Source organism: Streptomyces sp. BL1, from assembly GCF_057628045.1.
The window spans coordinates 5,894,087-5,908,583 of record NZ_JBXYWZ010000002.1 but is presented as its reverse complement, the minus strand read 5'-3'; the positions used below and the strand labels follow the sequence as shown (position 1 = coordinate 5,908,583).

The following is a 14,497-nucleotide window of genomic DNA, read 5'->3' as shown; positions in this document are numbered from 1 at the left end:
TCACCGGTCAACACCCCGTGCTGCCCGGGAAGTTCACAGCATACCGCGTCCCGGGGAGGGGTCACCCGCTCCAGCGCGGGTCGTCGAAGCCGGCCTTCTCCACGAAGTCGGGGCGCGGGTCGAGGGCCGCGGCCAGCCGGAAATGACGGCGTGCCTCGTCCCCGCGGTCGGCCCGCTGCAGGGTGCGCCCGAGGGCGAAGTGCGCGAACGCGTTGTCCGGCTCGCGCTCCAGGACGGTCTGGAACTCCTGCTCCGCGGAGCGCAGTTGTGCCCGCATGAAGAAGGCACGGGCCCGCAGCAGACGGGCCGCGGTGTTCTCCGGGTGGGCGGTGATCACGGCGTCCAGCAGCTGCACCGCGCCGCGCGGGTCGCGGGCGTCCAGCAGGTGCTCGGCCGCACGGAACTCGATGACATGGGTTTCGGGAGTGGCCTCGGGCACGGCTGCTGCCTCCTCACTGCGGTGAACATACCGACGGCCCGCCTTCTCTCCGGCGGGCCCACGGCAGACGTGGTTACGGACACGCCAACGCACCGCTGCCCGGCACTATTCCCCCGTGTCCCGGGGCTCACGCCCCTGCGCGTCCGTGCGCCCCGACACGCTCACGCACGTACGCGGACGCGCACCGTGACACGCTCACGCCGGAGCGTACGAGGGGCGTGCGGGGACGCGGCCGCGCGTACGGGAGGGCTCAGGCGCGCTCGCTCAGCGCTTCCCACACCTTCCGGACCCGCGGTTCCAGCTCCGCCAGCGGACCGTCGTTGCCGATCACGACGTCGGCCACCGCGAGCCGCTCCTCGCGCGTCGCCTGCGCGGCCATCCGCGCGCGGGCCTCGCCCTCGTCCATGCCGCGCAGCCGCACCAGCCGGTCCAGCTGGGTCTCCGGGGCCGCGTCGACGACGATCACCTGGTCGTACAGCGGGGCGAGCCCGTTCTCGGCGAGCAGCGGCACGTCGTGCACGACGACCGCGTCGTCGCCCGCGGCGCGTTCCAGCTCGGCGGAGCGCTCACCGACCAGCGGGTGCACGATGGCGTTCAGGGCGGCCAGCCTGTCCGTGTCGTTGAACACCACGGAGCCGAGTTTCGGCCGGTCCAGGGTGCCGTCCGGGGCGAGGATCTCCTCGCCGAACTCCGCGACGACCGCCGCCAGACCCGGGGTGCCCGGCTCCACGACCTCCCGCGCGATCCGGTCCGCGTCGACGATCACCGCACCGTACGACGCCAGCAGCCGCGACACCTCGCTCTTGCCCGCGCCGATCCCGCCCGTCAGTCCCACCTTGACCATGCGGCCACGCTATACGGTGCGCTCCCGCGCCCCGGCACCCGGCACCGGCAACACAGCCGGGCGGAGACTCCCCGGGCCGGGCCGTCCCGCTACGGCGTGCCCGTGCTGCCGCCGCTGCCGCCGGGGTCGTCGCCGCTGTTGCCCGTTTCGCCCTCGCGCTCGGCGAGGAACTGCTCGAAGACGGCGCCCAGTTCGTCCGCGGAGGGCAGCTCGGTGGGCTCGGCGACCAGACTGCCGCGGCTCTCGGCGCCGGCCAGCGCGTCGTACTGCTGCTCCAGGCCGCGCACCACGGAGACGAGTTCCTCGTCGCCCTCGGCGAGCTGGCGCTCGATCTCGTTCTGCGTCTTGAGGGCCTCGCTGCGCAGCGCGTGCGCCACGTCGGGCAGTACGAGCCCGGTCGCGGAGGTCACGGCCTCGATGACGACGAGCGCCGCGTCCGGGTAGGTGGAGCGCGCGATGTAGTGCGGTACGTGCGCGACGACGCCGAGCACGTCGTGTCCGGCCTCGGCCAGCCGCAGTTCGGTCAGCGCCGCCGCGCTGCCCGGCACCTGCGCCTCGTCGAACACGTTGCGCTGCGCCGGCACCAGCTCGGTGCGGTTGCCGTGCGGGGTGAGGCCGACGGGGCGGGTGTGCGGCACGCCCATGGGGATGCCGTGGAAGTTCACCGCGAGCCGCACGCCGAGCCGTTCCACGATCTCGCGGACCGCCGCGGTGAACCGCTCCCACGCCACGTCCGGTTCGGGCCCGGCAAGCAGCAGGAACGGCGCGCCCGTCGCGTCCCGTACGAGCAGCAGCTCCAGCCGGGGCGGGTCGTACGCGACCCAGGCGTCCCGGCGGAACGTCATCTCCGGACGCCGCGCGCGGTAGTCGATGAGCCGGTCCGCGTCGAAGCGGGCGACTGTCTGGTGGGACTGGCTGTCCAGCAGCCGCTCCACGATCTGCTCGCCGGTGTCACCGGCGTCCATGAAGCCCTCGAAGTAATAGAGCATCACCAGCCCGGCGCCGTCCGACCCGTCGATGATGGCGTCGACGGCCTCGAGCCCGCTCGCGTCCCAGGTGTACATGGTCTGCGGTTCCAGCACTGCTGCCGCCCCTCCTCGTCGCTTGCTCTGTGCACAACGCCCGTGCCGGCGTGTGCATTCCGGCCGGGCGGACCCGGCACCGGAAAGATCATCAGCGGGGAGGACGCTACCCGTCCCGGCATGCCAGTGGGCCCGCCCCCCGAAGGGGACGGGCCCACTGTGTGCTATCTGCCCTCCGCGTCAGCGGAGAGCGTCAGCTTTGGCAGACGCCTCGGCGCCCGGCCTCAGCTCTGGCCGCCGGCCAGCTTCTCGCGCAGCGCGGCAAGCGCCTCGTCCGACGCCAGCGCGCCGGAGTCCTCGTCCGAACCCTCGGACGAGTACGAACCGCCGCCGCCGCCCTGGCCGCCGCCGCTGCTCTGGCCGCCGCCCTGCGGAGCCGGAGCGGCGCCGCCCTGGGTGGCACCCTCGGCAGCCGCCTGCTCGTCGGCCTCGCGGGACTTGATGACCTGCGCCTGGTGCTGCTCGAAGCGAGCCTGCGCCTCGGCGTACTGGTTCTCCCAGGCCTCGCGCTGGGCCTCGAAGCCCTCCAGCCAGTCGTTGGTCTCCGGGTCGAAGCCCTCGGGGTAGATGTAGTTCCCCTGGTCGTCGTACGACGCCGCCATGCCGTAGAGCGTCGGGTCGAACTCGACCGCGGTCGGGTCACCGCCGAAGGACTCGTTGGCCTGCTTCAGCGAGAGGCTGATGCGGCGGCGCTCCAGGTCGATGTCGATGACCTTGACGAAGATCTCGTCGTTGACCTGGACGACCTGCTCCGGGATCTCCACGTGGCGCTCGGCCAGCTCGGAGATGTGGACCAGGCCCTCGATGCCCTCGTCGACGCGGACGAACGCACCGAACGGCACCAGCTTGGTGACCTTGCCCGGGACGACCTGCCCGATCTGGTGGGTGCGGGCGAACTGCTGCCACGGGTCTTCCTGGGTCGCCTTGAGCGACAGGGACACGCGCTCGCGGTCCATGTCGACGTCGAGGACCTCGACCGTGACCTCCTGGCCGACCTCGACGACCTCGGAGGGGTGGTCGATGTGCTTCCAGGACAGCTCGGAGACGTGCACGAGACCGTCCACGCCGCCCAGGTCCACGAAGGCACCGAAGTTGACGATGGAGGAGACGACGCCGGAGCGCACCTGGCCCTTCTGCAGGGTGGTGAGGAAGGTCTGGCGGACCTCGCTCTGCGTCTGCTCCAGCCAGGCGCGGCGGGACAGAACCACGTTGTTGCGGTTCTTGTCGAGCTCGATGATCTTCGCCTCGAGCTCCTTGCCGACGTACGGCTGCAGGTCGCGGACGCGGCGCATCTCGACGAGGGAAGCCGGCAGGAAGCCACGGAGGCCGATGTCGAGGATGAGTCCACCCTTGACGACCTCGATGACGGTGCCGGTGACGATCCCGTCCTCTTCCTTGATCTTCTCGATGGTGCCCCAGGCGCGCTCGTACTGTGCGCGCTTCTTCGAGAGGATCAGGCGGCCTTCCTTGTCCTCCTTCTGGAGAACCAGGGCCTCGATCTCGTCGCCTACGGCGACGACCTCGTTCGGGTCGACGTCGTGCTTGATCGACAGCTCACGGGAAGGGATGACGCCTTCGGTCTTGTAACCGATGTCGAGCAGGACCTCGTCCCGGTCGACCTTCACGATGACGCCGTCGACGATGTCGCCGTCGTTGAAGTACTTGATCGTCTCGTCGATCGCGGCGAGGAATTCTTCCTCGGAACCGATGTCGTTTACCGCAACCTGCGGGGTGGTGGCGGTGGTCTCGGTGCTGCTCGTCATGTGGGTAAAGGTCTCCGGTACGGACATTGAGTCGTAGGTACTGCCACGCCGAGAGCCCTTGTCGCACCGCATGCAAGCCAGCCGGACACGGCCTTGAGAGCCACTAACCGAGGGGACAAACAAAAGATGCGAGCGCGGCCTGCTCCGTCTGAGGCGCGCAGGCCCGCAGCGCAACTTGTAGCATACGGGCGCCGCTGGGCATGGTCAATGCGCGAAAGAGCACACCGCGGAAGGAACTTCCCATACCCGGCACGGTCCGTTTCACGGCACGTGCCGCGGACCGTTCGCAGGGGGCCGGCGAAGACCGCGTACGGTGCAGCTTCGCAGCTATGGAGCCGACAGCGAGGGTACGGCACGGACGCGATGACGCACGAAGAAGACGACGAGGCGCAGGCGGTACGGCGACGGGCCGGCGGCCGCGAGAGCAGCCGGGCGAACCGCGGCTGGTGGGACCGGAACGCGGACGAGTACCAGAACGACCACGGCGCCTTCCTGGGCGACGACCGGTTCGTCTGGTGTCCGGAAGGGCTGGACGAGGCCGACGCGCGGCTGCTCGGCCCGGCGGAGGCGCTGCCCGGGCGGCGCGTGCTGGAGATCGGCGCGGGGGCGGCGCAGTGCTCGCGCTGGCTGGCCGCGCAGGGGGCGCTCCCGGTGGCCCTGGATCTGTCGCACCGTCAGCTCCAGCACGCGCTGCGGATCGACGACGCGGCGGGCGGAGAGGGAGAGGACGGCGGGGGCTTCCCCCTCGTACAGGCCGACGCGGGGGCGCTGCCCTTCGCCGACGGCTCCTTCGACCTGGCGTGCTCGGCGTACGGGGCGCTGCCCTTCGTGGCCGACCCGGGGCAGGTGCTGCGGGAGGTGCGGCGGGTGCTGCGGCCCGGCGGGCGCTGGGTGTTCTCCGTGACCCATCCGCTCCGCTGGGCGCTGCCGGACGAGCCGGGGTCCGAGGGGCTCGTGGTCTTCTCCTCCTACTTCGACCGCACGCCGTACGTCGAGCAGGACGAGCGGGGGCACGCGGTGTACGTCGAGCACCACAGGACGCTGGGCGACCGGGTGCGAGACGTGGTCGGCGCGGGCTTCCGGCTGGTGGACCTGGTGGAGCCGGAGTGGCCCGACTGGAACCGGCAGGAGTGGGGCGGCTGGTCGCCGCTGCGCGGCCGGCTGATCCCCGGGACGGCGATCTTCGTGTGCGAGCGGGAGTAGAGGGGCGGAAGGGCATGGTGCGGCGGCTGCGCACGGAGGCGCTGGAGGGGCTGCCCGTCCGTGAGGCGCTGCCCGGGCTGCGGGAGGCGCTGGAGTCGCGCGGGGCCGCGGTGCTGTACGCGCCGCCCGGTACGGGCAAGACGACGCTGGTGCCGCTCGCGCTGGCGGGGCTGCTGGACGACGGGGCTCCGGAACGGCGGGTGCTCGTCGCGGAGCCGCGCAGAATGGCGGCCCGGTCGGCGGCGCGCCGGATGGCGTGGCTGCTGGGGCAGCGTGTCGGTGAGGACGTGGGATTCACCGTGCGCGGCGAGCGGCGGGCGGGGGCGCGTACGCGGGTGGAAGTCGTGACCACGGGCGTGCTCCTGCAACGGCTGCAGCGGGACCAGGAGTTGCCCGGGGTCGACGTGGTGCTGATGGACGAGTGCCACGAGCGGCATCTGGACGCGGACACGGCGACGGCGTTCCTCACCGACGTACGGGCGGCGCTGCGGCCGGAGTTGCGGCTGGTCGCGGCGTCGGCGACGCAGGACAGCGACGCCTGGTCGCGGCTGCTCGGCGCGGCGGACGAGGAGGGGACGCCGGTGCCCGTGGTGTCCTCGCGCGGCGAGAGCCATCCGGTCGCCGTACGGCACGCGCCGCCGCGCGGGGCGGTACGGCCCGCGCACGGTACGTGGGTGGATCCGGCGCTGCTGCGGCACGTCGCCGCGACGGTACGGCGTGCGCTGGCGGAGGTACCGGAGGGGGATGTGCTGTGCTTCCTGCCGGGAGTCGGGGAGATCTCGCGGGTGGCCGGACTGCTGGAGGGGGACGCGGACGTCCCCGCCGAGGTGCTGCGGCTGCACGGGCAGGCACCCGCGGAGACGCAGGACGCGGTGCTGCGGGGACACGGCGGCGCTGGAGCCGCGGACGACGGGAGCGTCAACGGGCCGCGGCGGATCATCCTTTCGACTTCCGTCGCGGAGTCCAGCTTGACGGTTCCCGGCGTACGGGCTGTCGTCGATTCCGGGCTCGCCCGGGAGCCGCGGACGGACCACGCGCGGGGGCTGGGGTCGCTGACGACGGTACGGGTGTCGGTGGCGGCCGCCGCGCAACGGGCCGGCCGCGCGGGGCGGGAGGCGCCGGGCACCGTGTACCGGTGCTGGGCCGAGGGCGAGGACGCGGCACGGCCCCGCTGGCCCTCGCCCGAGATCGCGGTGGCCGACCTGACGGCGTTCGCCCTCCAGGCCGCGTGCTGGGGTGCGCCCGGTGCGCGGGGGCTCGCGCTGCTCGACGCGCCGCCGGACGGTGCGATGGCCGCGGCCGACGGCGTGCTGCGCGCGATCGGCGCGGTGGACCCGGCCGGTCAAGTGACGCCGCGCGGCACGCGGTTGGCGCGGCTGGGCCTGCATCCGCGGCTGGCCAGGGCCCTGCTGGACGGCGCGGAGGCGGTGGGTCCGGAACGCGCGGCGGAGATCGTGGCCCTGCTGAGCGAGGAACCGCCGCGCGCCTACGGGGACGATGCGGGGGAAGCGCTGCGCAGCGCGCGGCGCGCCCGTGACGGCTACGGCGCGCGCTGGCGCGCGGAGGTCCGGCGCCTGCGCGGCGCGCTCACGGCGCAGGGCCCGCAGACCCCGCAGGACCCGTCGGCGTACGGGGATTTGGCCCGACAGGACGCTTCGGCTGCGGGTGCCGGTGTGGAGAGCGAGGACCGGGGCGTGGGGTACGTCGTCGCACTGGCCCACCCCGAACGGGTGGGCCGGCTGCGGGGCGGCGGGACCTGCCTGATGCTCTCCGGCACCCGCGGGGAACTGCGGGAGGGGTCCGTGCTGCGCAGCGCGGAATGGGTGGCCGTCGCCGTGGCGGACCGGCCCGCCGGTGCCGCCTCCGCTCGGGTGCGGCTCGCCGCCGTACTCGACGGGGAGGAGGCGCGCGCCGCGGCCGGACCGCTGCACGGCGTACGGCAGGAGATCCGCTGGGACGAGGGGCGCGGCGACGTCGTCGCCCGCGAAGTGGAGACGCTGGGCGCCGTCGAACTGGCGGAACGGACCCTCGCCGAGCCCGACCCGGCCCTCGTACGGGAGGCCCTTCTGGACGGACTGCGCCGCGACGGGCTCGGGCTGCTGCGCTGGCCGGAGGGCGCCGTGTCGCTGCGCCGCCGGATGGCCTTTCTCCACCGTGAACTGGGCGCGCCCTGGCCCGATGTGTCGGACGAGGCGCTGCTCGGGCGGGCGGAGGAATGGCTGGGCCGTGCCCGCTCACGCGCCGGGCTCGCGAAGACCGACGCGGGGAACGTACTGAACGGGCTGCTGCCCTGGGCCACCGGTGACGCCGCCCGGCTCGACGAGCTCGCGCCCGAGCGGATCGAGGTGCCCTCGGGGTCGCGGATCCGGGTCGACTACGAGCACGAACAGCCCGTACTCGCCGCCAAATTGCAGGAGTTGTTCGGCTGGCAGGAGGCGCCCCGGATCGCGGGAGGGCGCGTACCGCTGCTCGTGCATCTGCTGTCGCCCGCGGGGCGGCCCGCCGCCGTGACGGCCGACCTCGCCTCCTTCTGGCGGGACGGCTACCGCGGGGTGCGGGCCGAACTGCGCGGCCGGTACCCGAAGCACCCCTGGCCCGAGGACCCCGCGTCCGCCGCGCCCACCCGGCGCACGAACCGGGCGGGCGGCGGGCGCACGCGCTGAGAGCCCGAGCGCGTTCCGCCTGCGGGGGCCGGACTGCTGCGGGATCGCGGCCTGTTGGGGGATCCCGGTCTGTTGCGGGGTCAGGCGCCCACCGGTTCAGGGTCCGGGTCTCGGGCCCGGTCCCGGTCGTCCTCCGCGGGGTCGGCGGGCCGCCGGGAACGGGCCTCCAGCAGCAGCGACAGGGTGAGCAGGCCGCCGCCCAGGGCGAGGAAGCCCCACGGGAGGTACGTGGTGAGCAGCAGGACCAGCTGCCGCTGCGACTTCACCATGTCGACCGTGGAGTCCAGGAAGTCCGGGCGGATCTTCACATGCCCCGCGAACGCGGTGAGCGGCTTCTTGTCCGGCTTGCCCTTCCAGCGCATCTCCTCCTTGTGCTGCTCCTCGCCGTTGACGGGCGCGCCGGTCGTCGGGTCGACCCAGAACATCCGCTTCGTGCTGTACCAGCGCTCCATGCCCATCTGCTGGACGACGGCGGGCGTCGCGCCCATGGGGAGCTTCCGCGGTACGGGGACCTTCGTCCACGGGATGTCCTGTTCGAAGTAGTAGACCTCCAGGCCGTGGAACGTACGGGTGCCCTTGTAGTGGATGGGGGCCGACGTACGGGTCTGGAAGTCGAAATACTCGTAGTCCCGCTTCTCCGTCATGAACGGCCACTTGTACTCGATGCCCTCGCGCCGCACCGGCTGCCCGTCCACGCTCTCGCCGCCCTTGCCCGTGGTGTGCACGGGCTCCTGCGAATGCGCGTCGAACACGTACCGTTCGGGGATCTGCGACACCAGCTTGCCGTCCGGGTCCGCGACATGGCTGAGGGTGTCCCAGACGACGACGTCCCGCCCTGTGCGCTTCTTGACCTTCTCGGCCTCCGGCACGTTGCCCCTGAGGGACTGCACGATGGAGACCTTGTCGACCTTCTTCGGCTGCATGGTGGCGTAGTCGAGGAGAGTGGCGTCCTTCGCCTCCAGCACCATGGCCTGGTACTGGCTGGGCGGGATCTTCGCCAGCCGCGGGAACGCGTACCAGCGCATCAGCGGCGCGAGCGCGGCGAAGAACACGGCGAAGGCGAGCAGGACGAGGCTGGCTCGGCGGCGCATGACGGTAACGGCCCTCCTGCTACGGGTGCTTGGGGACGGTTGTGTGCAGCGGCTGCTTCGACGTTTCGCCGGGCGGCGCGCCCACGGCCGTCATCGCGAAGACGAGGGCGAGGGCGGCGGCCAGGCCGATACCGGCGGCGATGAGGGCGCGCATGGGGGCACCTCCCGGGGGCGGGCACCTGACGGTGTGTCAGGCGGGGCAAGGTAGCAAGGGGGTGCGGAGAAGAGAACACCTTTGCGGCGGGGTGGGGCGGCAGCTTCTGCGCGGGCCCCGCGCCGGTGGGGGCCGCGCCCCGCGCCCCGGGTGGGGCCGACGCCCCGCCGAAGTGTGGGCCTGCGCCCACACCCCCGGTGTGGGACCGGCGCTCCGCCGAAGTGTGGGCCCGCGCCCACGCCCCGGGTGAGGACCGGTGTCCCGGCGAGGTGCGAGCCTGCGCCCACGCCCCGGTGTGGGCACGCGGTCCGCCCAAGGGGCGGAACGGGTGGGCACACCGGACCGCCAGCCGCGAGGCCACGTCCCCCCGCACGCAACGTCCGCGCCGCGGTGAGGGGTTGGCCCCAGACCCGCCCCTACCCGTTTCTTCCGGGGCTGCCGCCCCGGGCCCCAGCCCGCCGGGGGGGGAGGAGGAGGAACCGGGGCTACGCCCCGGACCCCAGCGGGGCTCCGCCCCTGCACCCCGGAGCCCGCTCAGGACTGCGCCCCGGACCCGGCTCCGGGGGGAGGAGGAACCGGGGCTACGCCCCCCGACCCCGGCGAGGCTCCGCCCCTGCACCCCGGAGCCCGCTCAGGGCTGCGCCCCGGGCCCCGCTCCGGGTGGGGAGGGGGAACGGGGGCTTCGCCCCCGACCCCGGCGGGGCTCCGCCCCTGCACCCCGTTCGGGGCTGCGCCCCGGACCCGCTCCAGGTTCGGGAGGGGAACCGCGGGGCTACGCCCCTGGACCCCAGCGCGGGGCGCGAAGCCCGGCCGAGGGGAGCCGGAGCTGCGCCCCTACATCCGCGCCCATGCCCGCGCACGGGCAGGCCGGGGCTCCCGTCGCGGGGGCAGGGGAGGCAGGGGAACCGGGGCCGCGCCCCGGACCCTCACCCGCCCCGGGAGGGTCAGGAACCCGTGACCTTCAGGGGGATGGTGAGGGTTTTGCCTTGGGGGGTAATGAGGCGGAGGGGGAATTCTCCTGTGGCCGCGTCGGTGTGGATCCGCGGCAACCGCAGCACACCCTCCGCGTTCGTCGTCAGCGAGGTGAGCGTGCGGAGCTTCGCCGCGTCCTCGTCGCCGGAAGGCTTGAAGTAGGGCCCCTTCGTGGCCTCTTCCGGCTTCGCCGCACCCGCATCGTTGATCATCTGGGCGGTGATGCGGAGCCCCGCGGCGGGCTTGCCCTTGTAGGTGGCCTTGATCTCGACGGGGTCGGCGAAGCTGGAGCCGGTCTTCGCCTCCAGGGCCTTGGTGCTCGTACGGACGAGCCGGTCGGCCGTCGGCTTGACCGTGGCCTTGAACTCGGCCGCCTTCAGGTCGCGTCCGGCGACGGTGGCGCGGACGGTGAAGGTGCCCGCCGTGTCACCGGCGGTGAGCCGGGGCGCCGTGGCGATGCCGTCGGCGCCCGTCGTGGCCGTGGCGGTCTTCTTGCCGACGGGGAAGCGGGCGCCGGTGCTGCCGGTGATCTCGAAGCGGATGTCGGTGCCGCGTACGGCCTTTCCGGCCTTGTCCACGGCGCGCACCCGGAGCTTGTCGGCGAACTCGCGGCCCGCCGTGGCGGATATCTCCGCGTCGCCCTGCCGCTGGAGGGAAGCGGCGGCGGGCTTCGACGGCTGGGAGGGACCGGGCTTGGACGGCCCCGGCTTCGAAGGGGCCGGCTTCGAAGGGGCCGGCTCGGACGTACCGGGCTTGGACGTACCGGGCTTGGAGGAACCGGGCTTGGAGGAGCCCGGCTTGGACGGGGACGGCTTCGAGGGCGAGGACGACGGGCCGCCCGGCGACGGCTTGCCGCTCGAACTGCCGCCCTTCCCGGGCGACTTCGCACCGCCGCCAGGCCGTGCGTGCTTGCCGTCCCCGCCGCCGCGGGCGTCACGCTCGCCGGGCGCTGGTGAGGGGTTCGCCGGGAGGACGCCGCGGCCGTCGGGCACCTCGTGGGTGCCCTTGCGGTAGAACTCGTACCAGGCGAGGACCGTGCGCAGGTAGTCCGACGAGTTGTTGTAGCTGAGGATCGCCTCGTCCAGGCCGTCCTGCGTCGTCAAGTCCCGGCCGTCCGCGCACAGATAGCCGCCGGCGGCCAGCGCGGCGTCGAAGATGTTGTTGGGGTCCTCGCGTCCGTCGCCGTTGCCGTCCGCGGCCCAGTCGGCCCAGGTCGAGGGGATGAACTGCAGGGGGCCGACGGCCTTGTCGTACGTCGCGTCCCCGTCGAGGCTCCCGCCGTCGGTGTCCTTGATCTCGGCGAACTGCTTGCCGTCGAGGGTGGGTCCGAGGATCGGCTCGGTGGTGGTGCCGTCCGCGTCGACGGCACCGCCCCGGGCCTGTCCGGACTCCACCTTGCCGATGGCGGCGAGGAGTTCCCAGCGCAGCCCGCAGCCCGGCTGGGACGTGCCCAGCTTGTCCGCTGCCTTCTTGTAGGCGCTGAGCACCGTCGCAGGGATGCCCGCGTCGTCCTTGCCGCCGGGCGCCGGAGTGCTGCGGCCGGGCGGGGCCGGTGATTCCAGGGGCGGGAGTTCGGTGAAGTACGAGTCGTCGCCGGGCTGTCCGCCGCCGTTCTGCGTACGGCCGCCGTCGCCCGCGGCACCTTGGCCGAAATCGGCACCCGGCGCCTGCGAGGCGGTGAGCGCTGCCATCGCCGCCGCGGCCACGGCCGCGCTGGCTGCGCCTCTGCGCAACGTACGCGGCCCGCGGCGAGCTCCGCCCCCGCCCGCGTCCGCTTTCCTCGCCGCCGCGTGCCTGCCCCGGTACCGCGCCATGAGTCCGCCCCGTCCTCTCCCCTGCGCCACCAACAGCGATGAGCACTTGTGACCCTACGACACCTGTGCGGCTCAAGTCAGCGTTCAGCCCGGTCAGTCGGAGATGTCCCGCCCGTTTGCCGCCATCCCTGCGCACCCTCTTGTCAGCCGGGGTGCGGAGCTCTAGGTTCCGTCAGCACCCCATATAGGATCTACGATTTTCCGTCTCGCGGGACGGTGAACGGAACTGGAGCCGCACATGAGCAGCAGCCGCACGCGTGCCTTCCCCGCGCAGCGCACCGCGGTCGTCACCGGAGGCGGATCGCCGCGCGGCATCGGGAAGGCGCTGGGTGCCCGGCTCGCGCGGGCCGGGTGGTCGGTCGCGGTCCTGGACGTGGACGGTGAGGCGGCGCACGGAACGGCCGAACAGATCGCCAAGGAGCACGGGGTGGCGGCTCTCGGTCTCGGCGCGGACATCTCCGACGAGCAGCAGGTGGAGGCGGCCGTCGCCCGTATCGAGGAGACGCTGCCGCCCGTCGTCGGCCTGGCCAACGTCGCCGGGATCTCCTCCCCGACGCCCTTCCTGGAACTCACCACCGCCGAGTGGGACCGCGTCTTCGACGTCAACATCCGCGGCCAGTTCCTCGTCATCCGGCACGTGCTGCCCGGCATGGTCGAGCGCGGACTCGGCCGGATCGTCAACGTGTCGTCCTGCTCGGCGCAGCGCGGCGGCGGCACGTACAGCAAGGTGCCCTACTCCGCGGCGAAGGCCGCCGTCCTCGGCCTGACCCGTTCGCTGGCCCGCGAGGTGGGCCACGACGGTGTGACCGTCAACGCCGTCTCCCCCGGCCCCATCGACACCGACATCATGGGCGGCACCCTCAGCGAAGAACGCCGCGCGGAACTCGTCGAGTCGCTCGTCGTCGACCGGCTCGGCACCGTCGACGACGTCGCGGCCCTCATGGAGTTCCTGCTGGGCCAGGACTCCGGCTACATCACCGGCGCCACCTACAACGTCAACGGCGGCCTCATCATCGACTGACCGCGCGTCCCCGTCTCCCCGGCCACCGCCGGGAGATGCCCGCTCACACGAAAGGACGCGCCATGGCGAAGTCAGTGCCGACCCCGCCCGACGCTCCACTCCCCGATGCTCCGCTCCAGCAGGCCGTGCGCCTCGTCCTGCTGCGCCTCGTACCGTTCCTGCTGTTCATGTACGTCATCGCGTTCCTCGACCGGGCCAACGTGGGCTTCGCCGAGGCCGAACTGCACGCCGATCTGGGCCTGTCGACGGCCGTGTACGCGTTCGGCGCGGGCCTGTTCTTCGTCGGCTACGCGGTGCTGGAAGTGCCCAGCAATCTGATCCTGCACCGCGTCGGCGCCCGCCGCTGGATGTGCCGGATCATGGTCAGCTGGGGGCTGATCTCCGCCGCCATGATGTTCGTCCAGGGCGCGACGAGCTTCTACGTGCTGCGGCTGCTGCTCGGCATGGCCGAGGCCGGGTTCTTCCCCGGCGTGATCCTCTATCTGACGTACTGGGTGCCGGCCACGCACCGCGGCCGCGCCATGGGGCTGTTCTATCTCGGCCTGCCGCTGGCGCAGACCGTGGGCGGGCCGCTGTCGGGCTGGCTGCTCGGCTGGGACGGGCTCGGCGGACTGCACGGCTGGCAGTGGATGTTCCTCGTCGAGGGCGGGATCGCCGTCGTCGTCGGCGTCCTCGCGTTCTTCGTCCTCACCGACCGTCCCGAGGACGCCCGTTGGCTGTCCCCCGCACAGCAGCGGAGCCTCACGGACGCCATCGAGCGGGACAACGAGGCCAAGACCCAGAGCCCGCACCGGGCCTTGTCCACGCTCTTCGACCGGCGCGTCCTGTACTTCACCGCGCTGTACTTCTGCATCCAGATCGCCGTGTACGGGGTGACGTTCTTCCTGCCCACGCAGGTCGCCGACCTCACGGGCGAGGACGTCGGCCTGTACGTGGGGCTGGTCACCGCCATCCCCTGGACGTGCGCGCTGATCACCGCGGTGCTGGCGACGCGGCTGTCCGATCTGTACCCGCGGGTGCGGGTGCCGCTCGCCACGGGGCTGCTCGTCGTCTCGTCCGCCGGCATCGCCGCGTCCGCGGCGCTGTCCAGTCCCGTGCTCGGGCTGATCGCGCTGACGCTCGCGGCGAGCGGATTCGTCGCCGTACAGCCGGTGTTCTGGACCTTCCCCGTCGGCTACCTCAGCGGGGTCGCGGCCGCCGCCGGCATCGGACTGATCAACAGCATCGGCAATCTGGGCGGGTTCCTCGCGCCCAACCTCAGGGAGTGGGCGGAGCACGCCATCGGGGTGCCGCACAGCGGCCTGTACGCGCTGGGCGTCGCGCCGCTGCTGGCGGCGGCGCTCGTCGTGGGCCTCCCCGCGTTCCAGCGGGCGGGCGGCCGCACGGAGAACCCCATACAGCCGGCGACGCCCGTGCGGCACTGACGCACGCGGCACCCCCGACAGACGGCC

At 73.0% G+C, this 14,497-nt stretch carries 11 protein-coding genes; 4 read left to right on the top strand and 7 right to left on the bottom strand.

Annotation, left to right across the window (positions count from 1 at the left end; genetic code table 11):
* Positions 1-61: 61 nt before the first annotated feature.
* The 4 genes from AC3AGO_RS25925 to rpsA all read right to left on the bottom strand — a co-directional run bounded on the left by AC3AGO_RS25925 (position 62) and on the right by rpsA (position 4,128).
* Positions 62-439: a tetratricopeptide repeat protein gene (locus AC3AGO_RS25925; protein WP_487822641.1), complete on the bottom strand. Its 378-nt coding sequence runs from the start codon at positions 437-439 to the stop codon at positions 62-64.
* Positions 440-689: 250 nt separating this feature from the next.
* The gene (gene coaE, locus AC3AGO_RS25920) at positions 690-1,283 is read right to left on the bottom strand and encodes a dephospho-CoA kinase (RefSeq protein WP_487822640.1); all 594 of its coding nucleotides are present in this window, start codon (positions 1,281-1,283) and stop codon (positions 690-692) included.
* A gap of 89 nt (positions 1,284-1,372) precedes the next feature.
* Entirely contained in the window at positions 1,373-2,347 is a 975-nt protein-coding gene (locus AC3AGO_RS25915; protein ID WP_487824819.1) for a PAC2 family protein, read from the bottom strand.
* A 242-nt stretch (positions 2,348-2,589) separates the two neighbouring features.
* Positions 2,590-4,128, bottom strand: coding sequence for a 30S ribosomal protein S1 (gene rpsA, locus AC3AGO_RS25910; protein ID WP_487822639.1), 1,539 nt, complete (start codon positions 4,126-4,128; stop codon positions 2,590-2,592).
* 363 nt (positions 4,129-4,491) lie between these two features.
* On the opposite strand from rpsA, the gene AC3AGO_RS25905 reads away from it, so the two are divergent.
* Positions 4,492-5,331 (top strand): class I SAM-dependent methyltransferase, encoded by an 840-nt coding sequence (locus AC3AGO_RS25905; protein WP_487822638.1) that lies wholly within the window; start codon positions 4,492-4,494, stop codon positions 5,329-5,331.
* Between the two features lie 14 nt (positions 5,332-5,345).
* Positions 5,346-7,994 carry an ATP-dependent helicase HrpB gene (gene hrpB / locus AC3AGO_RS25900; RefSeq protein ID WP_487824818.1) on the top strand — a complete coding sequence of 883 codons (2,649 nt, stop codon included), beginning with the start codon at positions 5,346-5,348 and terminating at the stop codon, positions 7,992-7,994.
* Positions 7,995-8,074: 80 nt separating this feature from the next.
* On the opposite strand, the gene pgfA is transcribed toward hrpB, so the two are convergent.
* The 3 genes from pgfA to AC3AGO_RS25885 form a co-directional block, all read right to left on the bottom strand.
* Complete coding sequence (gene pgfA / locus AC3AGO_RS25895; RefSeq protein WP_487822637.1) at positions 8,075-9,085, bottom strand: cell envelope lipid trafficking protein PgfA; 1,011 nt, start codon at positions 9,083-9,085, stop codon at positions 8,075-8,077.
* Positions 9,086-9,104: 19 nt separating this feature from the next.
* Positions 9,105-9,239 (bottom strand): SPW_0924 family protein, encoded by a 135-nt coding sequence (locus tag AC3AGO_RS25890; RefSeq protein ID WP_487822636.1) that lies wholly within the window; start codon positions 9,237-9,239, stop codon positions 9,105-9,107.
* Between the two features lie 944 nt (positions 9,240-10,183).
* Positions 10,184-11,902, bottom strand: a complete 1,719-nt coding sequence (locus AC3AGO_RS25885) for a lytic transglycosylase domain-containing protein (protein WP_487822635.1) — start codon at positions 11,900-11,902, stop codon at positions 10,184-10,186.
* Positions 11,903-12,263: 361 nt separating this feature from the next.
* Here AC3AGO_RS25885 and AC3AGO_RS25880 point away from each other — a divergent pair, with 361 nt between their 5' ends.
* Positions 12,264-13,046, top strand: coding sequence for an SDR family NAD(P)-dependent oxidoreductase (locus tag AC3AGO_RS25880; protein ID WP_487822634.1), 783 nt, complete (start codon positions 12,264-12,266; stop codon positions 13,044-13,046).
* A 62-nt stretch (positions 13,047-13,108) separates the two neighbouring features.
* Positions 13,109-14,470: an MFS transporter gene (locus tag AC3AGO_RS25875; RefSeq protein WP_487822633.1), complete on the top strand. Its 1,362-nt coding sequence runs from the start codon at positions 13,109-13,111 to the stop codon at positions 14,468-14,470.
* Positions 14,471-14,497 lie beyond the last annotated feature (27 nt).